This is a genomic window from Pseudarthrobacter sp. NPDC058329 (genome assembly GCF_042879835.1).
In the GTDB taxonomy this organism is placed as follows: domain Bacteria; phylum Actinomycetota; class Actinomycetes; order Actinomycetales; family Micrococcaceae; genus Arthrobacter.
Window position 1 is genome coordinate 26,345 of the sequence record NZ_JBHVZR010000008.1, and the last position, 18,996, is coordinate 45,340.

At 66.1% G+C, this 18,996-nt stretch carries 21 protein-coding genes; 12 read left to right on the forward strand and 9 right to left on the reverse strand.

Annotated features, from left to right (window positions below):
* Window positions 1-409: 409 nt before the first annotated feature.
* Window positions 410-1,570, forward strand: coding sequence for a PQQ-dependent sugar dehydrogenase (locus tag ACFVYC_RS12125; RefSeq protein ID WP_387550148.1), 1,161 nt, complete (start codon window positions 410-412; stop codon window positions 1,568-1,570).
* Window positions 1,571-1,587: 17 nt separating this feature from the next.
* On the opposite strand, the gene ACFVYC_RS12130 is transcribed toward ACFVYC_RS12125, so the two are convergent.
* Window positions 1,588-2,475: a helix-turn-helix transcriptional regulator gene (locus tag ACFVYC_RS12130; protein ID WP_387550149.1), complete on the reverse strand. Its 888-nt coding sequence runs from the start codon at window positions 2,473-2,475 to the stop codon at window positions 1,588-1,590.
* Between the two features lie 109 nt (window positions 2,476-2,584).
* On the opposite strand from ACFVYC_RS12130, the gene ACFVYC_RS12135 reads away from it, so the two are divergent.
* The 3 genes from ACFVYC_RS12135 (at window position 2,585) to ACFVYC_RS12145 (ending at window position 4,957) form a co-directional block, all read left to right on the forward strand.
* Window positions 2,585-2,833: a hypothetical protein gene (locus ACFVYC_RS12135; RefSeq protein ID WP_387550151.1), complete on the forward strand. Its 249-nt coding sequence runs from the start codon at window positions 2,585-2,587 to the stop codon at window positions 2,831-2,833.
* A gap of 112 nt (window positions 2,834-2,945) precedes the next feature.
* The gene (locus tag ACFVYC_RS12140; protein WP_387550153.1) at window positions 2,946-3,986 is read left to right on the forward strand and encodes an NAD(P)-dependent alcohol dehydrogenase; all 1,041 of its coding nucleotides are present in this window, start codon (window positions 2,946-2,948) and stop codon (window positions 3,984-3,986) included.
* A 476-nt stretch (window positions 3,987-4,462) separates the two neighbouring features.
* Complete coding sequence (locus ACFVYC_RS12145) at window positions 4,463-4,957, forward strand: hypothetical protein (protein WP_387550154.1); 495 nt, start codon at window positions 4,463-4,465, stop codon at window positions 4,955-4,957.
* Between the two features lies 1 nt (window position 4,958).
* On the opposite strand, the gene ACFVYC_RS12150 is transcribed toward ACFVYC_RS12145, so the two are convergent.
* Together ACFVYC_RS12150 and ACFVYC_RS12155 are read right to left on the reverse strand one after the other, a co-directional pair.
* A complete protein-coding gene (locus tag ACFVYC_RS12150) occupies window positions 4,959-5,555 on the reverse strand; it encodes a GNAT family N-acetyltransferase (RefSeq protein ID WP_387550155.1) in 597 nt (198 codons plus the stop codon).
* A complete protein-coding gene (locus ACFVYC_RS12155) occupies window positions 5,542-7,626 on the reverse strand; it encodes a penicillin acylase family protein (RefSeq protein ID WP_387550156.1) in 2,085 nt (694 codons plus the stop codon). The genes ACFVYC_RS12150 and ACFVYC_RS12155 overlap by 14 nt, the downstream gene beginning before the upstream one ends.
* Window positions 7,627-7,869: 243 nt before the next feature.
* On the opposite strand from ACFVYC_RS12155, the gene ACFVYC_RS12160 reads away from it, so the two are divergent.
* The 3 genes from ACFVYC_RS12160 to ACFVYC_RS12170 are packed head-to-tail and all read left to right on the forward strand — an operon-like array spanning window position 7,870 to window position 10,983.
* On the forward strand, window positions 7,870-9,093 hold the full coding sequence (locus ACFVYC_RS12160; RefSeq protein ID WP_387550158.1) for a hypothetical protein: 1,224 nt from the start codon (window positions 7,870-7,872) through the stop codon (window positions 9,091-9,093).
* Between the two features lies 1 nt (window position 9,094).
* Window positions 9,095-9,802, forward strand: coding sequence for an ABC transporter ATP-binding protein (locus ACFVYC_RS12165; protein WP_387550160.1), 708 nt, complete (start codon window positions 9,095-9,097; stop codon window positions 9,800-9,802).
* A complete protein-coding gene (locus ACFVYC_RS12170) occupies window positions 9,799-10,983 on the forward strand; it encodes an ABC transporter permease (protein WP_387550162.1) in 1,185 nt (394 codons plus the stop codon). Before ACFVYC_RS12165 ends, ACFVYC_RS12170 begins: the two co-directional genes overlap by 4 nt.
* A gap of 68 nt (window positions 10,984-11,051) precedes the next feature.
* Here the strand turns inward: ACFVYC_RS12170 and ACFVYC_RS12175 are convergent, their stop codons facing one another.
* The 3 genes from ACFVYC_RS12175 to ACFVYC_RS12185 all read right to left on the reverse strand — a co-directional run bounded on the left by ACFVYC_RS12175 (window position 11,052) and on the right by ACFVYC_RS12185 (window position 12,586).
* Window positions 11,052-11,330 (reverse strand): hypothetical protein, encoded by a 279-nt coding sequence (locus ACFVYC_RS12175; protein WP_387550164.1) that lies wholly within the window; start codon window positions 11,328-11,330, stop codon window positions 11,052-11,054.
* Between the two features lie 66 nt (window positions 11,331-11,396).
* The gene (locus ACFVYC_RS12180; protein ID WP_387550403.1) at window positions 11,397-12,152 is read right to left on the reverse strand and encodes a type II CAAX prenyl endopeptidase Rce1 family protein; all 756 of its coding nucleotides are present in this window, start codon (window positions 12,150-12,152) and stop codon (window positions 11,397-11,399) included.
* Between the two features lie 83 nt (window positions 12,153-12,235).
* Window positions 12,236-12,586 carry an ArsR/SmtB family transcription factor gene (locus ACFVYC_RS12185; protein ID WP_387550166.1) on the reverse strand — a complete coding sequence of 117 codons (351 nt, stop codon included), beginning with the start codon at window positions 12,584-12,586 and terminating at the stop codon, window positions 12,236-12,238.
* A 113-nt stretch (window positions 12,587-12,699) separates the two neighbouring features.
* Here ACFVYC_RS12185 and trxB point away from each other — a divergent pair, with 113 nt between their 5' ends.
* The gene (gene trxB, locus ACFVYC_RS12190) at window positions 12,700-13,698 is read left to right on the forward strand and encodes a thioredoxin-disulfide reductase (protein WP_387550168.1); all 999 of its coding nucleotides are present in this window, start codon (window positions 12,700-12,702) and stop codon (window positions 13,696-13,698) included.
* A 172-nt stretch (window positions 13,699-13,870) separates the two neighbouring features.
* Here the strand turns inward: trxB and ACFVYC_RS12195 are convergent, their stop codons facing one another.
* Both ACFVYC_RS12195 and ACFVYC_RS12200 read right to left on the reverse strand, forming a co-directional pair.
* The gene (locus tag ACFVYC_RS12195; RefSeq protein ID WP_387550170.1) at window positions 13,871-14,068 is read right to left on the reverse strand and encodes a hypothetical protein; all 198 of its coding nucleotides are present in this window, start codon (window positions 14,066-14,068) and stop codon (window positions 13,871-13,873) included.
* Window positions 14,069-14,365: 297 nt separating this feature from the next.
* Window positions 14,366-15,118, reverse strand: a complete 753-nt coding sequence (locus tag ACFVYC_RS12200) for a GAF and ANTAR domain-containing protein (RefSeq protein WP_387550172.1) — start codon at window positions 15,116-15,118, stop codon at window positions 14,366-14,368.
* A 366-nt stretch (window positions 15,119-15,484) separates the two neighbouring features.
* On the opposite strand from ACFVYC_RS12200, the gene ACFVYC_RS12205 reads away from it, so the two are divergent.
* Window positions 15,485-16,297, forward strand: coding sequence for a GAF and ANTAR domain-containing protein (locus tag ACFVYC_RS12205; protein ID WP_387550174.1), 813 nt, complete (start codon window positions 15,485-15,487; stop codon window positions 16,295-16,297).
* Window positions 16,298-16,389: 92 nt separating this feature from the next.
* Window positions 16,390-17,124: a GAF and ANTAR domain-containing protein gene (locus ACFVYC_RS12210; protein ID WP_387550176.1), complete on the forward strand. Its 735-nt coding sequence runs from the start codon at window positions 16,390-16,392 to the stop codon at window positions 17,122-17,124.
* Window positions 17,125-17,153: 29 nt separating this feature from the next.
* On the opposite strand, the gene ACFVYC_RS12215 is transcribed toward ACFVYC_RS12210, so the two are convergent.
* Window positions 17,154-17,885 carry a Type 1 glutamine amidotransferase-like domain-containing protein gene (locus ACFVYC_RS12215; protein WP_387550178.1) on the reverse strand — a complete coding sequence of 244 codons (732 nt, stop codon included), beginning with the start codon at window positions 17,883-17,885 and terminating at the stop codon, window positions 17,154-17,156.
* Window positions 17,886-17,984: 99 nt separating this feature from the next.
* Here ACFVYC_RS12215 and ACFVYC_RS12220 point away from each other — a divergent pair, with 99 nt between their 5' ends.
* Both ACFVYC_RS12220 and ACFVYC_RS12225 read left to right on the forward strand, forming a co-directional pair.
* Window positions 17,985-18,317 (forward strand): metalloregulator ArsR/SmtB family transcription factor, encoded by a 333-nt coding sequence (locus ACFVYC_RS12220; RefSeq protein ID WP_142040303.1) that lies wholly within the window; start codon window positions 17,985-17,987, stop codon window positions 18,315-18,317.
* Window positions 18,318-18,331: 14 nt separating this feature from the next.
* Window positions 18,332-18,829 (forward strand): SRPBCC domain-containing protein, encoded by a 498-nt coding sequence (locus ACFVYC_RS12225; RefSeq protein WP_387550180.1) that lies wholly within the window; start codon window positions 18,332-18,334, stop codon window positions 18,827-18,829.
* Window positions 18,830-18,996: the final 167 nt, after the last annotated feature.

Genomic DNA, 18,996 nt, shown 5'->3' on the forward strand with positions numbered 1-18,996 from the left:
CGGAGCTGCGGTTTCGGGCGGCCCGCATGCTGCACATTCGTTCCGTGCGGCAACAGCTGTCAGTGCGGCAACAGGACGGGCCGGAGGAGTAGCCGCTGTGCACGCGGCTTGTCAGTTCCTGCATCTGGTCCTCCTGTTCGTCCTGGCCTTTGAGGTGCTGTTTGGTGTGTCCGGCGTGGGCCGTGGAAACACCTAAGCACGGTTGGCAAGGCCTTGGCCAGCAGCCCGGACAAGACGCTCAACGTGAGGAAACGGCGCTACTTATGACGCCATCCGAAGGACAAACCGGGCAACGGGGCGCCATGTTCCTCAACGCGGGTTAATGTGACTGGAAAAGGTCAGTTGCACCTCGGATAAAACGCCAGCCCGCCAGTTCGGTCCCCGGAACCGTGATTGATAGGAGAAGCACATGCGCCACAGGATCAGTACGGCGGCTGCCATAGGGGCGGTTCTTCTGCTGGCGGGCTGTACAGCCCCAACCCCGCCGTCCGCGCAGCAGACCACCGGTTCCCCCGTCCCCGTTTCCCCGGCCCCGGTCACGTCCGCTCCCGTTACGCCGGCCCCGGCGTCCTCCAGTCCAGCCAGCGAACCCGCCAGGACAGCGGCAGCCACGATCGCCGGCAGTCCCCGGGCGGTGGCAACGGGCCTCCAGGCACCGTGGTCCGTTGTGTTCAGGAACGGAACGCCGCTGGTCAGCGAACGGAACAGCGCGCGCATCCTCGAACTTGCACCGGATGGCACCGCACGGCCCATTGGAACGGTGGAGGGCGTGGCGGACCGGGGCGAGGCCGGGTTGCTGGGACTGGCCGTGGGCGCCGGGGGAGACCTCTACGTGTATTCGACGGCGGCGGACGGCAACCGGGTCCAGCGTTTCACCGTAACCGGGGCGCCGGGCTCCCTGTCCCTGGGGCAGCCGGACACCCTTATCGAGGGGATTCCCGCCGCAGGCAACCACGACGGCGGCCGCATCGCCTTTGGTCCCGACGGCATGCTGTACGTGACCACCGGCGACGCAGGCCAGCGCAACAGTGCCCAGGACCGTAACTCCCCGGCCGGAAAAATCCTTCGGATGACCCCGGACGGTGATGCCCCCGCAGATAATCCCTTCCAGGGCTCCCTCGTCTACAGCTTTGGGCACCGGAACCCGCAGGGACTGGCGTGGGCCGGGGACGGAACCATGTTCGCCACCGAATTCGGGCAGAACACCTGGGACGAGCTGAACATCATCACCCCTGGCGCCAACTACGGCTGGCCAACGGTCGAGGGAATCGCGGGCCGGGAGGGCTTCGTGGATCCCGTCCAGCAATGGCAGCCCGGCGCCGCGAGTCCCAGCGGCATGGCCCATGCCGGCGGGACCCTCTTCATCGCCAACCTCCGGGGACAGATCCTGCGGTCCGTTCCGGTTTCCGACCCTTCCACGTCCACGGACCACTACAACCGTGAGTTCGGCCGGATCCGTGACGTGGCGCTTTCACCGGACGGACAGTTGTGGTTCCTGACCAACAACACGGACGGCCGCGGCGACCCAAAGCCCGGGGATGACCAGATCCTCGCCGTCCCACTTTCCTAGAGGGAGGCGCCAGGGGGCTACTGGCTCCTGGCGTGCGCCTGGGCCGATTCTGCGATCTTTTCGGTGGCCGCCCACGAAGCGAGGAGCTTGAGGCTTTCCTCTGAGGGACTGCCTGGAGTCGCGGGATAGACAGTCAGTGAATGCCCGGGGTCCTCTTCCAGCCCCAGGACCTGGTAGTTCAGTTCGAGCAGTCCCACTACAGGGTGCTGGAAGAACTTGGTCCCGGCGTAGTGCCGCCGGACGTTGTGCGCTGCCCAGCGCGTGCGGAATTCGTCGCTGCGCATGGACAATTCGCCGATGAGTTCCGCAATGCCCTTGACATGAGGATTCCGGCCTGCTTCACGGCGCAGGATGGCCACGTTGGTGCTCGCTGCCCGCTCCCAGTCTGTGTAGAAGTTGTGCGCCCGCGGGTCCAGGAAGATGAAGCGTGAATGGTTGGCCGGGCGTGCCGGACCCCGGTACATGTCCGAGTACAGGGCGTAACCAAGGGTGTTGGCGGCCACGATGTCCAGCCGGTTGTTTCCGATGAAGGCCGGCGCTCCCGTGATGGTGTCCAGGAGGTACTGGAGTTCGGGCCGGACACCGGCCGGTGCGGCGCTCGCCGCACGCTTCCGGCCCGAGGTGTTGGCGGCGCGGGCCAGGTCGTAGAGGTGGTCATGCTCCGCACGGTCCAGTTCCAGTGCCCGCGCGATGGCGTCAAGGACACTGTCCGAAACGCCGGTGAGGTTACCGCGTTCCAGCCGGGTGTAATAGTCCACGCTGACCCCGGCGAGGCGGGCCACCTCTTCCCGGCGGAGCCCAGGCACCCTGCGGCGCCCGCCGTACGGTTCGATGCCTGCCTGCTCCGGGCTGATGCGTCCACGGCGGGTGGAAAGGAACTGCCGGATCTCGGCTCGGTTATCCATACGGCAACGTTACGTCCAAAGGGGAACCCCTAAGGAGGGTCTGCCATAACCCGTTACAGCAGGGCCCTCGCTACGTCTGCCGGCGGCCGGTGCCGTCCCGGCGACGCTGGTGGCAACGGTCATCTTCCTGACGGCCGTGGCACCGCTGGCCACCGATATGTATGTCCCGGCCTTTCCGCGCGTTGCCGGTGAGTTCGGTACGACGGCGTCCGCTGTGCAACTGACGCTGACCACCTTTTTCGCCGGGATGGGTCTTGGGGAACACATCGCCATCCTTGAAAACGATGAAGACCCGGCCCGCACCACTGCCTGGGCCGAGCACATCACAGACGACGATTACGAAGGCCGCCAAGGGTAGGACTGCCAGAACCAGTTACAGCAGGGCCACCGCTACGGGCCCCGAAAGCCGGGTTGTTCCTCTTCGAGCCCGGTAGCATTTCAGAGATCCCCCTCAGAACCACAGGAGAACCATGACCACCGTCAAGGCCTATGCATCCCCGTCCGCTACAGAGGACCTTATTGCCACCACCATCGAGCGCCGCGAAGTGGGCCCGCACGATGTCCTGATCGAGATCAAGTTCGCCGGCATCTGCCACTCGGACATCCACACCGTCCGCGGCGACTGGGGCCCGCAGCAGTACCCGCTGGTTCCCGGCCACGAGATCGCCGGCATCGTTACCGAGGTAGGCTCCGCCGTCACCAAGCACGCCGTGGGCGACCGCGTCGGCGTCGGCTGCATGGTCAATTCCTGCCGCGAATGCGCCAACTGCCTGAAGGGTGAGGAGCAGTACTGCCTCAACTCAATGGTCGGCACGTACGGCGCGGTTGACCGCGACGGCACCATCACCCAGGGCGGCTACTCCAGCCACGTTGTGGTGACCGAAGACTTCGTGGTGCGCATCCCGGAAGGCATCGACCTCGACGCCGCAGCCCCGCTGCTCTGCGCCGGCATCACCACGTATTCCCCGCTGCGCCACTGGGGCGCCGGGCCCGGCAAGAAAGTTGCCGTCGTCGGCCTCGGCGGGCTCGGCCACATGGCCGTCAAACTCGCCCACGCCATGGGTGCAGAGGTGACCGTCCTGTCCCAGTCCCTTAAGAAGCAGGAAGACGGGCTGCGCCTGGGGGCTGACGCCTACTACGCCACCAGCGACGAGAACACCTTCAAGGACCTTGCGGGGACCTTTGACCTGATCATCAACACGGTCAGCGCATCGATCGACATCAGCTCCTACCTTCAGCTGCTGGCCCTTGAAGGCGCACTGGTCAACGTTGGCGCCCCCGCGGAGCCGCTCCCGGTCAACGCCTTCGCCCTGATCGGCGGACGCCGCTCCTTCGCCGGATCCATGATTGGCGGCATCCGCGAAACCCAGGAAATGCTGGACTTCTGCGCCGAGCACCACCTCGGTGCCGAGATTGAGGTCATCCCGGCTGAAAAGATCAATGACGCCTATGAACGCGTCCTTGCCTCGGACGTCCGCTACCGCTTCGTCATCGACACCGCCACCCTCTAATAAATAACAAAACGCGTTCGACGGCGGCCGGCTCCTTAGGGGGCGGGCCGCCGTTGTGCTTTAAGGGCCCGGAGCTTTTTGTTATTCGGCGCAACGGTTCGGCGCCAATCAGCGGCCGCCCGGTCCGAAAACTGCCCCTGGTTCCACAATTGGAGGATAAGTTTTCCGACCTTGTGGAGGGTGACATGCGTAGGTCCGGCGGGCTGCTGCCCGCGATGACTTTGGTTGCTGTTGTACTTGCCGGGTGCGGTCCGCAGGGAGGGCCGCCGACGGCGACCGCCCCCTCGCCCGGGGCTTCCGTCTCACCCAGTACCGCGCCTGTCCCCGAGCCTTCGGTCACTTCCCCGCCGGCCGCCCCGCCCACTGCCGCTCCGACGGCGACCGTACCGCCCACTGGCACAGCAACCCGGGCGCCGTGGACGACATTCACGACGGCGGACGGACAGTTGGCCTTCGATTATCCTCCGGGTTGGAGCGTGCGGGACCCGGCAGGGGAACTTCCTGAAGGCGGCGGGGCGTTCGCGGAGGTCACCAACGAGGCCGGCAGGCCGCTGGCTACGCTGAGGACCAACATGGCAACGGGGTCCACCTGCATGGAGAAATATCCCTTCGCAGAATTTGAGTCGCAGGAACTCCCCGCCCTGGCCCGGGACGGCGCCGTGCCACGGTACGTCTTTGAGACCCGGGGCGACGCCACCGCTCCCGGCCCGGCTGATACCCCGGCGGCCGCCTATGGGATCACGTCCGTTCCGGCTCCCGCCGGCGATTCGGCCTGCGCCATCTTCCACTTCTTCACCTGGCCGCCCACCGCGGCGATGTTCGGCGCTTTCTACAGCCCGGAGAACAACAGGACCCCCGGCGCTGAGTCCCTGCCGTACCTGGAGCAGGCCCGGAAGTACATGGACACCACCGAGTACCAGAACATCCGGCGGATGATCACGTCACTCCGGCCGGCGGGCAGCGGCTATTGACCTAGCCTGCCTGGCGTGATTCGAACCTGTCCCGGGTGAGGAAGACCAGCTGTGCTTCCTTTTCGGCGAGCTGCACCGTGGGGCCGGTTTCGAAGCCGCAGCCCACCAGGCGGCTGATGGCCTTGCTGTTGCGGGCGTCGGGTTCCGCCACCACGCGGTCCTTCGAGGGATCGGACAGGAGGAACCGGATGAGCCCCGACACCAGGATCGGTGTGAAGTTCTGCACCGGCCGCTCCGCAGGTGCGAGCAGAAGGTGCATCCCCGTATCTTCCAGGCGGGCCGGGTACACCTCGCCCACCGGATCCTGCAGGGGCTGGTACGTCTGGAAAATCCCCACCGGCCGGCCGCCGATCACCATCAGGTACCCGTGGTGTGTGTCCAGGCCGTCCAGGAAACTGTAGATGTCCCGGACCTCATCCCGGCTCAGGGCACCCATGCCCCAGAACCGTGCCCGTTCCTCCCGCACCCAGCTGTAGATCAGGTCTGCGTCCGCCTCTGGCGTGATCACCACCAGCCGCAGCCGGCCCAGCCCCGGCAGCTCGTCCTCGTACACGGCGTCCCTGGCGGCCAGGGGAAGGGCAGTATCAGCGCGCGTCATGGTTCTCCTTGGTGAGCTGGTCCCAGTCGGTGACAACGGGGATGAGTCCGCCGGCGGCCCACAGCGGCAGCTGGCTCGCGAAATGGTCATCGCGGGGATTTCCGGAAGCGCCGTACGGAACGATCCACCGGCTCTTCGTCCGGTCCGCAAGGTCCCACACGTAGCGTGCCACCGGGCCCCGGAATGAAGCGTCCGTAACTCCCGGCAGGCTCTCGGTGGATAGGACGCAGTTCGTGTCCCCGGACAGTGGTGTGACGGGCACGGCGGGTGGGGCAGCGCCAGCGGAAGGGTGGTCAGCCAGCGCGTGCAGCGGCAGCAGGGTGTGGCCGCTTCCCCACGTAACACCGCGCTTTGCGGCAGCGGTTTCCTCGAGTGCCTCCCGGGCTGCGTGGTGTACGTCGACGCCGTGTCCGGAGCCGTTGGCGATAATGGTCTCGACGGCGAAACCCACCCGGGCGGCCGGGTTCAACCAGGGCGCGAACAGGGGTGAGCGGCCGTGTGGCGACGCGAGGAGTTCCAGCGCCGGGCTCCGGGTCAGCGCCAGGACCAGCGCCGAACGCCACGCCGCGAAGGCCGCCGCGGCGGTGCTGTCCGCCCGCATGTGTCCGTCCCAACCCAGCAGCTCCGAGCGCCGCTCCTCCGCGGGACCGGAGATCCCGTCCAGTCCTTCGAGCAGGGCACGGAAGGCAGGCCACGATCCCAGCAGCGTGTCCATGTGGATGCGCTGCATGCCGGCAGCGTCCAGGCCTGGCCCGGTTTCTTCGAGCAGCTGCCGGATCCGGCGTGCCCGGTGGGCAGGGGCAAACTCCAGCCCGGTCCTGTCCCCGCCGCCGGAGGCGCGGTCGTTGGCATTGACGGCAAGCCCGTCCACGCCGGACCGGGGCAGGTCAGCCCACCCGCCGGTCCACTGGTGCCCTGCGGACCAGGCCGGGACGGGCCGGACACGGTTTTCCGGGTTGCGCACCGGCACCCTGCCCGCAACCAGCTGGCGCACGTCCCCGCCCGAATCGGCGGCAAGGACGCAGTTGACCGGTTCAACCCAGTGGCTCAGCGCGGTTTCCACGTCGGCGGCGGAACGGCTCCGAAGGAGCGGCAGGAGGGCCTCGAAACCCAGCGACGCTGCCGAGTTGGACGGCGTCCGCAGGCTCAGCGCACCGCCGTCGGGCCCGCCGGAAATCACCGGACCCCGCGCGGTCTCGATCACGTCCACGGTTTCAGCAGTGGCGCCGCGCACCAGGATTTCCTCCCGGTGGTTGGCCAGCACAGCCTCCCAGCCGTCCGGTCCCCGCGCCTGCAAAGTGCCGTCGTCGTGACGCAGCTGCTCGGTGTACAGGTCCTGGTAGTCGGCCATGGCGTTGGTGACGGCCCACGCCGCCGTGCCCGCGTGCCCGAAGTGCGGCAGGCCGGGGACGCCCGGGAAGGCCAGCCCGACGACGTCGAACTCCGGGCAGGCGAGGCGCACCTGCTGGTACACGCCCGGCAGTTCCATCAGCCGGTGGGGATCCCCGGCAATCAGGGGAGATCCGGATTCCGTGAGGCTGCCAGCGGCGGCCCAGGCGTTGCTGCCGGCCCACACGGGAGCTTCGATGCTGAAGAGTTCCACGGCGTCTTCGCCGAGGGCTCCGGCCACGTGCTCGCGCCAGAGCTTGTTGGGAAAAGTGCCGAAAAGGATGTGGTGGACCAGGAAAACGCCGAGCGGCGTCCACGGTTCCCAGCGGTCCGGGGCTGTGCCGGTGTCCTGGAATTCGGGTGCATCCCGGTGGCCGGCCTCGAGAGCCTTGTTGACGCCGTCCACGTAGGCAGTGCACCAGCTTTGCGTGCCTGCATCCATGGTGGCGAAGCAGCGGCGGGCAGTGTGGTCGATGCGTGCCTGGCGGGCGAACCGGTCCCACACCAGGCCTTCTGCACCCAGGTTTTCGGCTGTCCTGCCCTCGGACCGCCAGCGCTCCACCTCGATCTGCCACGATCGGTCGGCCGCGGCGTTGCGGCCCTGCAGGAACGCCAGTCCGGCCGCGGAATCCGCCCGTAAATGGGGAATGCCCCAGGCATCACGGAACGTCTCAGCGGGCACGGGCGGGGCTGGATGGGGGAGTGGGCTGCACGGTCAGTCCTTTTTCTTAGGTGAACCTAACTAAGGGTAGGGCGGCAAACCGTCCTTCCCCAAAAAGCGGAGGTAACCATCCGCCTTCCAAGGCACCAACACCCGACATGTGACACTTTCGGGAACGCCTGTGACAAGCTCCGGAACATCGCCGCTATATGCTGGGTTGGCTTCCTGCAAATCACTCCGGGAAGCCTACTGATGGGGGCAGTGATGAGAGTTTTTCGACGTGTCATTTTGCCGGCGGCGTGGCTGGCAGTATTCGCGGTCATCGCGGTGGCTTTGGTCAAGATCGCCTTTGTGGACGGCCTGGAGCCGGAACGGACCGTGGCCGGTCCCGGCGCCCAGGTGGCAACTCCGGTGATCCAGGCGTCCCGGGCCACACTGACCAACCGGGTGGAGATCAAGGCCACCGTTCAAAGCGACGCCGCGGTGGGTGTCAGGAACTCCACCGCCGGCCAGGTCACCTACATCTTTTTAGAGCCCGGAGCCAAGGTGGCGATGGGTGATCGGCTCTATCAGGTGCGCTCCGAAGTACAGCCTGCTCCTGCCGTGGCGGCTGATCCGGTCACGGAAGCCGGCCCGCAGGGCAGCAGCGCGAGCCGGCAGCCCCTTCCGGCTGCGCCCCTCCCTGCCTACACCTACACGGACGTGGTGGCCCCGGCCTCAGGGGTACTTGAAACCCTTGACGTCCTTATCAACCAGCAGGTCAGCGTGGGTGAAACGGCAGGATCCGTGGATCCCGGGACCTTTACCGTCAGCGGAACCGTGGACGCTGCGCAGCAGTACCGCCTCCTGGCCAAACCCGGATCGGCCCAGGTGGCCCTGGTTGGCGGCCCTGCTCCCTTCACGTGTCCTGCAGTAGTTCTGGAAAGCGCCGCGGCGGCCGCTGCCGGCGGCCCGGGGGCAGGCGTCACCGGGGGCACCGGCGGCGTGAGCCGGTCCGTTCCGTATGCCCAGGCAGACCCCGGTACTGCCGCCGGGGCACCCGAGCAGGGCGGCACGCCCACCGGAACCCTCAGCTGCGCTGTCCCCTCAAGCGTCGAGGTCTTCGCCGGGCTGGGTGCAACCATGACAGTGACCGCAGGCGAAGCCGTCAACGTGGTCACGGTGCCCCTTACGGCAGTCGAGGGCAGCGTCAAGGAAGGCATCGTGTGGCTGGCAGGAACGGGCCCCGCCCCCGGCGCGGGTGGGGCCGTGGTGGACGGTTCCGCCGGTCCCGGTGCCGCTGAGGGAGTTCCAGCAGGAGTCCCGGCCGGCGGTCCTGCCAGCGAGCCCGAGCAGCGCAAGGTTCAGTTGGGACTCAATGACGGTTCCAGGGTGGAAGTGGTTTCGGGGCTGGCCGAGGGCGAAGCGATCCTTGAGTTCATCCCGGGTGCGCCCGCCCAGGTTCCCCCGGGGCAGCAGTTTGGCCCCGGCTTCCCGATGGGCGGCTGAGGTGGAGGAACTCGTCGCCCTCCGGGGTGTGACCAGGACAGTCCTGCTGCCTGATGACCAGGAGCTGCACATTCTCCGCGGTGTGGACCTCGCCGTTCACAGCGGCGACCACACGGCGGTGGTGGGACGCTCCGGCTGCGGGAAGTCCACGCTGCTGAACCTGCTCGGGCTCCTGGATCTGCCCTCCAGCGGTGACCTCAGCTTCCTGGGAGTCCCCGTGCAACGACTCAACGACGGCGCACGGGCGAGGCTCCGCGGGGAATCCGTGGGCTTCGTGTTCCAGCAGTTCAACCTGTTGCCCAGCCGGAGCGCCCTGGACAACGTCATCACCCCGTTGCTCTACGCCAAAGGGCCGCAGTTCTGGCGGCGCAGGGAGATAGCCATGGACATCCTGGACCGTGTGGGCCTGGCTCATCGGGCCCAGACACTGCCCAACATGCTCTCCGGTGGCGAGCAGCAACGAGTCGCCATCGCCCGGGCCCTGGTGCGGCGCCCGCGGCTGATCCTCGCCGATGAACCGACAGGCGCCCTCGACGTGGACACGGGACAGGCGGTGATGGCGCTGCTGGATACCGTGGCCACCGAATCCGGTGCCGCCCTGGTAACGATCACCCACGACGTCAATGTCGCCGCGCTCGCTCGGGCCTGCTACCGGCTGGAGTCGGGTGTCCTTTCCGCCGCGGAAGTGCCGACGGGAGCCAGCGCGTGACCGGTATCATTTCGGCCCTCGTGGAAGCCTGGCAGGAATTGCGGATCAACAAGACCCGGATCCTGCTGGCCCTGGTGGGGGTTGCCCTCTCCGTGGCGGCCCTGACGTCCGTGGTCGGACTGGGCAACCTGGCCCGCGAAGGTTTCAAAGCGTCCTCCGAGCAGAACGGCGGGCGTACGGCAACCCTGGGCATAGCTGTGTACGGGCCGGCGCAACCGGACCAACAGAAGCTTGAGGACGCGTACCAGGGCATCGTTGACCGGTACGGCATCACCTACTACTCGCATTCATACCAGGCGCAGCATTCCTTCCAGTCACCCTTGGGTGTGCAGCAGGTGAACCTCCAACTCGTGGATCCGGGCTATGGCATGATCCACCGCCTTGACGTCAGCCAGGGCGGATGGTTCGCGGACGACGACGAGAACCGGCTGGCTCCGGCCCTGGTGGTGTCCGAGGCGTTCTACTCCGCAGCGGGCCGGCCGAACCTGATCACGAATCCCAAGGTTCAGCTGCTGGGAACGCAGGAGACGACGGCGGTCATCATCGGGGTGGTTCCAGACCAGCACCCGCAGGCGCCGCCGTCGGCCTTTATGCTGACAGGGGCAGCGGAACGCGCAGGAATTGCCGCGGGCGGCTTCGGGCAGTTCAAACTTTGGGTTGGCGAGGGCCAGGCAGAGCCGCTCAAGCAGGCCATCACCTCGGATCTGCAGCTGCAGTTTCCGGGCATGCAGGCGCAGGTGGACCGGATGGATTATGCCAGCCACGGGGATCCATTCGAGACTGTCCAGCTGGCCGTCGGCGGCATCGCCGGGCTCGTCCTCCTCCTGGGAGCGGTGGGCATGCTGAACATTTCGATGGTCACCGTCCGGTACCGCGTTCGGGAAATCGGCATCCGCCGCAGCTTCGGGGCCACCTCGCAGCGGATCTTCCTGGGCGTCATGATGGAGTCGGTGGTGGCAACGGCTGTAGCCGGCGTCGTGGGAGTTATGCTGTCCGTGGCGGTGGTCAAGAACCCGTGGATCCAGTCCAATATTGCCCCCGGGCTCAAGGAGTATCCGGCGTTTCCCGTTGAGGCCGCGCTGCTCGGCCTGGGCTCCGCCGTCCTGGTCGGGGCACTGGCCGGAGCCATTCCCGCGCTGGTGGCGGTCCGGATCAAGGTGATCGACGCCATCCGCTTCTAGTGCCGCGCCAAGACCCCTCAGCCTGCCGTGGTTGATGCGGGGCGAATATCCTTGCAGGCGTGGGCGGGTTACGCGCCGTCGTCTCCCTCTTCGAGCTCAGCCAGCACGTCGGCGGCGTCAAAGTTGCCGGCTGCCGACAACCGCCTGAGCTCCTCGAGATCGCTTTTCTCCGCCGCCGTTTCGACCAGCTGGTCGGCCGCACCCCGGCTGCCGGAATCGGCCAGCCGCCGGAGCTCATCGAGGTCACCGCGTTCGGCGGCATGTTCAATCAGTTCATCGACCGCATCGGAATCACCGCGGGCCGCCCGCTGCCGCAGGGCTTCGAGGTCAGGATCAGGTGTCTGCACGATCCCACTATGTGCTCCCGCTGCCTGCGCGTCCAGAGCCGGTAGGCCCTGATCCAGGAGCGCACGTCAGTACAGGAAGATGTCGATCCATTCCCGGTTGTGGGCGTGGATGAGGACCAGGAACAGCACGAAGTCGAACAGCAGGTGGACGCTGACGATGTAGGACAGCGACTTGGTGATGGTGAACAGCCGGGCCTGGAGCAGGGCAAACGGGAAGATGAAGAACGGCGCCCAGGAGTGGAATCCCAGTTCCCACAGGAATGACGTGAACAGCACTGCCTGGAGCAGGTTGGCCTGCCAGTCGGGAAGATGCCGGCGGAGCAGTGTGAAGGCCGTGCAGATAAAGAACAGTTCATCCCAGATCCCCAGCACGTTGGTGCCCAGGAAGAGCCGGGCAATGCCATCGGGGTCACTGACGGCGGGCCAGTTGTTGTAGACCCCGGTCCGGATCATGTAGACGGGCATCAGGGCGTACCCGATCACCAGGACTGCGGGCAGGTACCACTTCTCGGCGCGGGTCCAGGGCTGGCCGGTCCGGACGGGAAACCTGATGGCGTGGTCCTTGGTGATAAACCGCGACACCGCGTAGGGGATGCCGACGGCGAGGATCATCGCAGTACCCATCACGGCCATGTGTTCGGTGCTGATATCGGTGGTGATCGGGACCAGGCTCATGGCCGTCAACCCCACACCGATCAGCGCCAGGTCAATAACAAGGCGCCGGCTGATCATGGCGGCAAGCACCAGCGCGGCGGCCAGGAGGAGGAAACCCGAGAGGCGGTCCTCCCGGGCAAACAGCAGAAAGCCCGACGCCGACACCATCGCTGCCGGGACCACGTTCAGTGGTGCGAGGGGCACCGCAACGGGCGCGGCTTCGGTCAGTTGGGCTTGCGACGCTTGCTGCTTCACAGCGTCGCCAGGAGTCCGGCGGCGTCGTCGAGGGCGCCGGGGACCAGCGAGAAGTAGGCCCAGGTGCCCCGCTTTTCCCGGCGCAGGAGCCCTGCGTCCACCAGGATCTTCAGGTGATGCGACACTGTGGGCTGGCCGAGGTCCAGGGGCTCCGTGAGGTCGCACACGCAGGCCTCCCCCGATGCGCCGGCCTTGACGATGGACAGCAGGCGGAGCCGGTTGGGATCGGCCAGGGCCTTGAAAACCAGCGCCCTCTGCAGGGCTTCCTTTGCACTGAGCGCCGGCTTCTGCGACGGCGTGCAGCAGGCGGCGTCCACCTCGGGCTCAAGAGTTTGCACAGTGGTCATGCACCCCATTATGCAACCAATTGACATCCGTCGATATGCACCGTCCGTCCCGGTACCGGCTCTGCGCGGATGCCAGTAGCCTTTTCCAAACGCCCGAAGCAAAGGAACGCACCGTGACCACTGACGCGAACACCCCCGCCACAGAACAGCTGATCATCATCGGTTCCGGCCCCGCCGGCTATACCGCCGCGATTTACGCCGCCCGCGCGGGCCTTCAACCCCTGGTGCTGGCCGGATCCGTGACCGCGGGAGGTGCGCTGATGAACACCACGGAAGTAGAGAACTTTCCGGGTTTCCCCGGCGGGATCCAGGGGCCGGAGCTGATGGACGGGCTGCAGGAGCAGGCCGAGAAGTTCGGCGCCAAAGTACAGTTCGACGACGTCACACAGGTCTCGCTGAAGGGCCATCTCAAGCGCGTGGTCACCGGCGCCGGCGAGACGTATGAGGCCCCGGCCGTCATTCTGGCCACCGGCTCCGCGTACAAGGAGCTCGGCCTGCGGGAGGAGAAGAAGTTCAGCGGCCACGGGGTTTCCTGGTGCGCCACCTGCGACGGGTTCTTTTTCCGTGAGCAGGACATCATCGTCGTCGGCGGCGGGGACTCCGCCATGGAGGAGGCGATGTTCCTGACCCGGTTCGGGAAGTCCGTGACCGTCGTCGTCCGCAAGGGCGAGCTGCGCGCCTCCCGCATCATGGCGCAGCGGGCCAAGGACAATGCCAAGATCAGCTTCGCCTGGAACTCCGCCGTCACGGCCATCCACGGCGACGGGAAAGTCAGCGGCGTGACGCTGACGGACACGCGCACGGGGGAGTCCCGGCACCAGGCCGCCACGGGCATCTTCGTGGCCATCGGCCACGTGCCGCGCACCGAACTGCTGACCGGGCAGGTGGAACTGGACGAGGAGGGCTACATCAAGGTGGACTCGCCCACCACGGTCACGAACCTCTCCGGCGTGTTCGCCTGTGGCGACGCGGTGGACCACCGCTACCGCCAGGCCATCACCGCCGCCGGCACGGGCTGCGCCGCCGCCCTCGACGCCGAACGCTACCTCGCCGCGCTGGAGGATGCGGACAGCATCGCCACCGCGCTGGTGGAGGAACCAACCCACAGCTGACCCCCTCCCAACCAGGTACCGCCGAGTGTCGTTTCCAGCGGTCACAACGACACTTGGCCCGACCTGCCTGGGGGAGCGGGACCGGCGAATCCAATCGCCCGTCCCGGGAGGCACATAAGGAGAGCGGACGACGACGGGAAGTCCCGTCGTCGTCCGCTGCCTTGTTGAAGACCTAAGCGGAGACCAGGGCGCGGTCTTCGCCCCGGACGCTCAGGGTAAAGGTGTTGGGTCCGCTGCAGGTGACGGCGATGCGGCATTTGGTGGTGTTGTGGCGCGCTGAGAGGTCGCTTACTGCGGTGTCCAGCGTGTGGTGGAGGGCAGACCTGTCCCAGATCTTGAGGGTCACGGAGTCATTGGTATCGAACGTCATTATTCAACTTCCATTTCATGCGGTTGGCGTTCCGGAGTCTTCTTTGCCCGGACCGTGTCCTCGTCGATGAGGACGGACTGCAGGTGGGAAAGCGCATTCCCTTACTTCCATGGTGCAGGTTGCAAAAAGGATTGGCAACCGTTGCGGGGCTGATGTGACCAAGCACACGGGCCGCCCGGAGTGTTGGCTCAGAGGCGGTCCGCCCTGCTTTTCCATAGTGCCCAGAGCAGGGGAAGCGACTCAACCAATTTGCGGATTGTTGCAGGTGAGTCTCATCACGTCGGCCGGGATCGGGGCCTACCCGTCGAAGTAGGTGACTACTTCCTTCTCGCCGGAAATGGATGCAATCACCGACGCTGCCACATCCCGAAGTTTGGCGTTGCGTGTGCTGGAGGCCCTGGTGAGGATGGTGAGCGCGGTATCCCGGCTGCACCTGTTTTCGGCCATGATCGCTCCCACCGCCATGTCTATGACCGTCCGGGACTGCATTGCCGAAGCAAGGTCGCTCCTGGCGTCGTTCAGCTGGGTGATGCGGAGCACCAGCCGCAGGGAACCTGCCGCGTGGGCCGTGAATGCTTTCACAGTCGAGACATCATCCGACGAAAGGCCGTTGCTTCTGCCGGAGTACAGATTCAGCACCGCTTCTGCCTCGCCGCCCAGGTCCAGCGGGACGGCCAGGATGGAGGAGACGCCCTTCTCAGCGGCTGCCTTCACGTAGGCAGCCCACCGGTGCTCGCAGCTGAGGTCAGGAACCAGGAGCGGCGCTCCGGTCCGGAGTGCCGTCAGGCAGGGGCCGTCCTTGAAGCCGTTCTGCAACTCGTCCAGGGCGCGGGCCGCGGCATCGCTGCCGGCTACGGCTTCGGGCCTTTTGCGCCGGATGACGGTGACGCCGGTGTGGATCCGGTTGTGGGGGGAGGACAGCCTGGCGGATGCCGCGACGGCCAGGTCGGCAAGGAAGCCGGCGATGTTCCGGAAGCGTTCGGCGGCCCCGCGGCGCTCTTCGGCGGCTTCGTCCGGTTGCTCCGGGCCTTCGGCCAACTCGGGAAACATTTCTATGCTCCGCTCAGCCGGGCTGCTGCCAGTTCGGCTCCTTGGACTGCCGGGGCCGGAAGAAATTCCGGGGACCGTGGACTTCGAGGAGCAGATCTCCGGATGCTTCCGTCACCCCGGGATCTCCTACTACCGAGACTACGCCGGTGCAGGACCTGTGGATATACGGCGGATTGCGCTGTTGGCGCAGGGATGTACGACGGCGGGAGCGCAGGCCGAGCGGGCGCGTCCAGGCAGCATCAGCCAGCCAGCCCGATGAATCGATGCATAGCAATCAAGGTAGGGTGGGGGAATCGTTTGGAAGTGGGCGTCTCGGAACCGCACGGAAAAACTGAAGCGGTTGTAGCCCAACTTCAGGAACGTGCAATGGACGCCCTACCCAACACCGCTGACGGCTTGCCCGGCACCGCTGACGCCTTATCCGGCACCGCTGACGCCTTGTCCGGGTCGGCAGCCTTCCGTGACGGAATCGTCTCCAGTTTGCAGGACCTTGTCCTCCAAACTGCTGACGCCGAGGACTTTTTCAAGGAACTCGCCGTTTTTTCCGCCTCCCTCCTGGCCCCGCCCGGCGGCGAGGTGATCTGTAACGTGACCGTGGCGCGCCGAAAGCGGCCACTGACCATTGCCTCCAGCACACCCAGGGCGCGGGAAATGGATGAGCTGCAATACTCCTTCCGGGACGCGCCCTGCCTGTCGGCCATGCGGACCGGCGAAACCGTATATGTGGGCGATGTGGCCAGCGAACGCCGTTGGCCGGAATATGCCCGGGCCGTTGCAGTCCATGGCGTCCGCTCACTTTTGTGCGTTCCGCTGGAACTCGAAGGGGATTCCTCCGCAGCCCTGAACATCTATTCCTCGGCCGTGCTCGGTTTTTCTGTTGAGGACATCGCCCGCGCTGAACTCTTCGGTGAACAGTCCGCCAAAACGCTCCGGCTGGAGCTCCGCCTGACCCAGCTGAGGGACGCGAAGGAGGATTTGGAGGCCGCAATGAAGTCCAGGACGGCCATCGACATTGCCGTCGGGGTCATCATGGCTCAAAACCGCTGCGGGCAGGCCACAGCCATGACCATCCTGAGGAAGGCGTCAAACAGCCGCAACATCAAGCTGAGGGACGTGGCGGCAGGTGTTATCCAATCCATTTCACCGGACCCGGAGTTGCGCACCCACTTCGACGAATAGCTTCCCGGGCCCTCCAACAGGAGTGCTGCACTACCCGTCCATATGTGCATTAACTTCCTCGCGCTTTTGTGGGTGGGACATAGGATAGGCCCATGTGGAATTCACCAGAGGGCGAACCTGTCGAGCAGCTTCAGAGCATTCTTGTGGGCACGGAAGATGCAGCTGAGTTCCTCTCCGGGCTCTCCAGGCTCGCTGCCGCCGCGGTCTCCGAGGCGGCCGGCGACCAGATCGAATGCGCAGTCACCGTCAAGGTGCGGCGCAAGCCCTCAACAGCCGCCGGCAGCAGCGCACGCGCCGTCGAACTGGACAAGCTGGAGCAGGCCGTGGGCGACGGCCCCTGCATCAAGGCGCTGCGGGACATGGCCCCGGTGATCATCGACGACGTCGCCTCGGATCCGCGGTGGCCCGTGCTCGGCCGGAAGTTCGTGGAGGCGGGCGTCAACAGCTCGCTGGGAGTGCCCCTGGAAATCGGCAACGGAGCCAGCGCTGCGCTGAACTTCTTCGCGTCAAAGGCCAACGTGTTCACCCCCAACGTCTATGACAAGGCGCTTGGCTTTGCTGCCGCCGCACACAACACGCTCCACCTGTCCGTACGGATCAACGCGGCGCAGGACCGGGCGGACGATTTGGAGGCGGCGATGGAAAGCCGCACCGCCATCAACCTTGCATGCGGTGTGATCATGGCCCAGAACAGGTGCTCGCAGGCAGAAGCGATGGAAATTCTCACCAAGGTCTCAAGCAACCGCAACCGCAAACTGCGTGACGTCGCCACAGAATTGATCGAACAGCTGTCCGGCACCAGCATCAGCACCCACTTCGACTCGTAAGCCGGCCCGGGCAGTCAAACGGCGTTGGTTTACTGTCCGCTCGAACGGACGGAAACGCTGCAGCCCGCCCCGGTCCAGCGGATATCCCAGCAGTGGCCGCTGCCGATCACCTCGAAGTCCCCGTGGCCGTCGTCGTTCAGGATTATTGCCGTGTCCTCATCGACGGCGACGGCCCTGGCCACGAGTCCCGCTGCCACGGCCCCTACGGCCCTGCTGAGGGTGCCGGCCTGGGCGGCATGGACGTCCACGGCGAAGGGGACCAGCCCCAGCCCCGCACGGACGTCTACGGCATCAAGGTCCTCTGAACACTCCTCACCGCACACCTCGACGCCCGCAATCCGGTAGCCGCCTATGATGCCCCTTTCGGGAGCAATCATGGCGCCGGCGGAAAACCCAAGGTAGGGCAGGCCGTCGGACACCTTCGCCGCAATGGCAGCCGCGCAACCTTCCAGCCCTGCGAGGTATGCCGGCGTCAGTCCGCCGCCCACCACCACGGCGTCGATGCCGTCGAAAACCGCAGGATCCGCCGGCCCGCCGGCACCCAGCAGGACCGGGACCACCTCGCAGGAGGCCAGGGACTGAATCGGCCCGGCGTAATCCTGCAGCACGATCCCCGGAGTCCCGCCGCGGTGGTGCACCACGACGGCGATCCGGACGGGCCGGGATTCGCCGCACTCCCGGGGGATGTCCTGTACAAAGCGTTTGAACACATCAGGAAAGGATTCGTAGGCCGGTCCGGCGCCGGCCAGGAAAATGCCCATGGGCTAAAAGATACCTTGCGGGGGAGGGCCCTCCCCGGTGGCACAAGCGGGTGGTCGAAGCATTGACACTGGGCCCAGCCAGGACTATCGTACAACCAAATGGTTGTAGATCAGCTCCGCGAAACCGAACTTGACCGCCTTTTCCAGGCGTTCGCTGATTCCACCCGCCGGGACATTGTCCGGCGTGTCACGGTGGGCGAATACACCGTCTCCGGCCTCGCGGGCCTTTACGCCATGAGTTTCGCCGCAGTCCAGAAGCATGTTGCGGTATTGGAGCGCGCATCCCTGGTCACCAAGGAAAAGCGCGGAAGGGAGCAGATCGTGCGGGGTAATCATGAAGGGCTGCAGAAAGCCCGGCGGCTGCTCGATGAGTACGAGGCGATCTGGCGGCAGCGCGTCGGCCGGATCGCTGACATTCTGGCTGAAGGATAAGGAAGGGTTCTGCAATGTCGGTTATCAGTTCCACCAAGAATCTTGAGGCGCTGAGCTTCACCCTCGTGGCCGAGTTCGACGCCGGCGTCGAACGTGTCTGGCAGCTTTGGGAAGACCCGCGCCAGCTGGAGCGCTGGTGGGGACCGCCCACCTGGCCCGCCACTTTTGACCGGTTCGAATTCCAGCCCGGCGGAAAAGCCGGTTACTACATGACCGGGCCCGAGGGTGAAAAAGCCGGGGGCTGGTGGCGCTTCACCACCATCCAGGCGCCCAACAAGCTGGAGTTCGATGACGGTTTTGCTGACGAAAACGGGGAGCCCGTCGATACCCTGGGCATCACGCACGCCACGGTCGCGCTTGAGGAGTCCGGCGGCCGCACCAGGATGACCATCGTCTCCACCTTCGAATCGGAAGATCAGATGGAGCAGATGGTCCAGATGGGCATGGAGGAAGGCATGAAGGAGGCCGTCGGCCAGATCGACGCCATCCTTGCCGAACACGCCAACGCCTGAGCAGCTAACCCGCCCAGCGACGGAAGGAAGCGGACGACGACGGGACCTCCCGCCGTCGTCCGCTATTCCTTTGGTTCCCCGTCCTGGGGCGCCCCGGCGGGAAAAACCAGCAGCGGGCTGGTTGCGGTGGCCAGGACTTCACCGCCCGAAAGTTTGCGTGGGCTCCG

What these genes read in the sequence shown, in the direction of transcription:
- ACFVYC_RS12205 (WP_387550174.1), top strand. Translation starts at nt 15,485, where the DNA reads ATGGACGCCCTACCCAACACCGCTGACGGCTTGCCCGGCACCGCTGAC.
- ACFVYC_RS12180 (WP_387550403.1), bottom strand. Translation starts at nt 12,152, where the DNA reads ATGGTGTCGGCGTCGGGCTTTCTGCTGTTTGCCCGGGAGGACCGCCTC.
- ACFVYC_RS12200 (WP_387550172.1), bottom strand. Translation starts at nt 15,118, where the DNA reads ATGTTTCCCGAGTTGGCCGAAGGCCCGGAGCAACCGGACGAAGCCGCC.
- ACFVYC_RS12130 (WP_387550149.1), bottom strand. Translation starts at nt 2,475, where the DNA reads ATGGATAACCGAGCCGAGATCCGGCAGTTCCTTTCCACCCGCCGTGGA.
- ACFVYC_RS12220 (WP_142040303.1), top strand. Translation starts at nt 17,985, where the DNA reads ATGGTTGTAGATCAGCTCCGCGAAACCGAACTTGACCGCCTTTTCCAG.
- ACFVYC_RS12125 (WP_387550148.1), top strand. Translation starts at nt 410, where the DNA reads ATGCGCCACAGGATCAGTACGGCGGCTGCCATAGGGGCGGTTCTTCTG.
- ACFVYC_RS12185 (WP_387550166.1), bottom strand. Translation starts at nt 12,586, where the DNA reads ATGACCACTGTGCAAACTCTTGAGCCCGAGGTGGACGCCGCCTGCTGC.
- ACFVYC_RS12225 (WP_387550180.1), top strand. Translation starts at nt 18,332, where the DNA reads ATGTCGGTTATCAGTTCCACCAAGAATCTTGAGGCGCTGAGCTTCACC.
- ACFVYC_RS12215 (WP_387550178.1), bottom strand. Translation starts at nt 17,885, where the DNA reads ATGGGCATTTTCCTGGCCGGCGCCGGACCGGCCTACGAATCCTTTCCT.
- ACFVYC_RS12150 (WP_387550155.1), bottom strand. Translation starts at nt 5,555, where the DNA reads ATGACGCGCGCTGATACTGCCCTTCCCCTGGCCGCCAGGGACGCCGTG.
- ACFVYC_RS12210 (WP_387550176.1), top strand. Translation starts at nt 16,390, where the DNA reads ATGTGGAATTCACCAGAGGGCGAACCTGTCGAGCAGCTTCAGAGCATT.
- ACFVYC_RS12195 (WP_387550170.1), bottom strand. Translation starts at nt 14,068, where the DNA reads ATGACGTTCGATACCAATGACTCCGTGACCCTCAAGATCTGGGACAGG.
- ACFVYC_RS12140 (WP_387550153.1), top strand. Translation starts at nt 2,946, where the DNA reads ATGACCACCGTCAAGGCCTATGCATCCCCGTCCGCTACAGAGGACCTT.
- ACFVYC_RS12160 (WP_387550158.1), top strand. Translation starts at nt 7,870, where the DNA reads ATGAGAGTTTTTCGACGTGTCATTTTGCCGGCGGCGTGGCTGGCAGTA.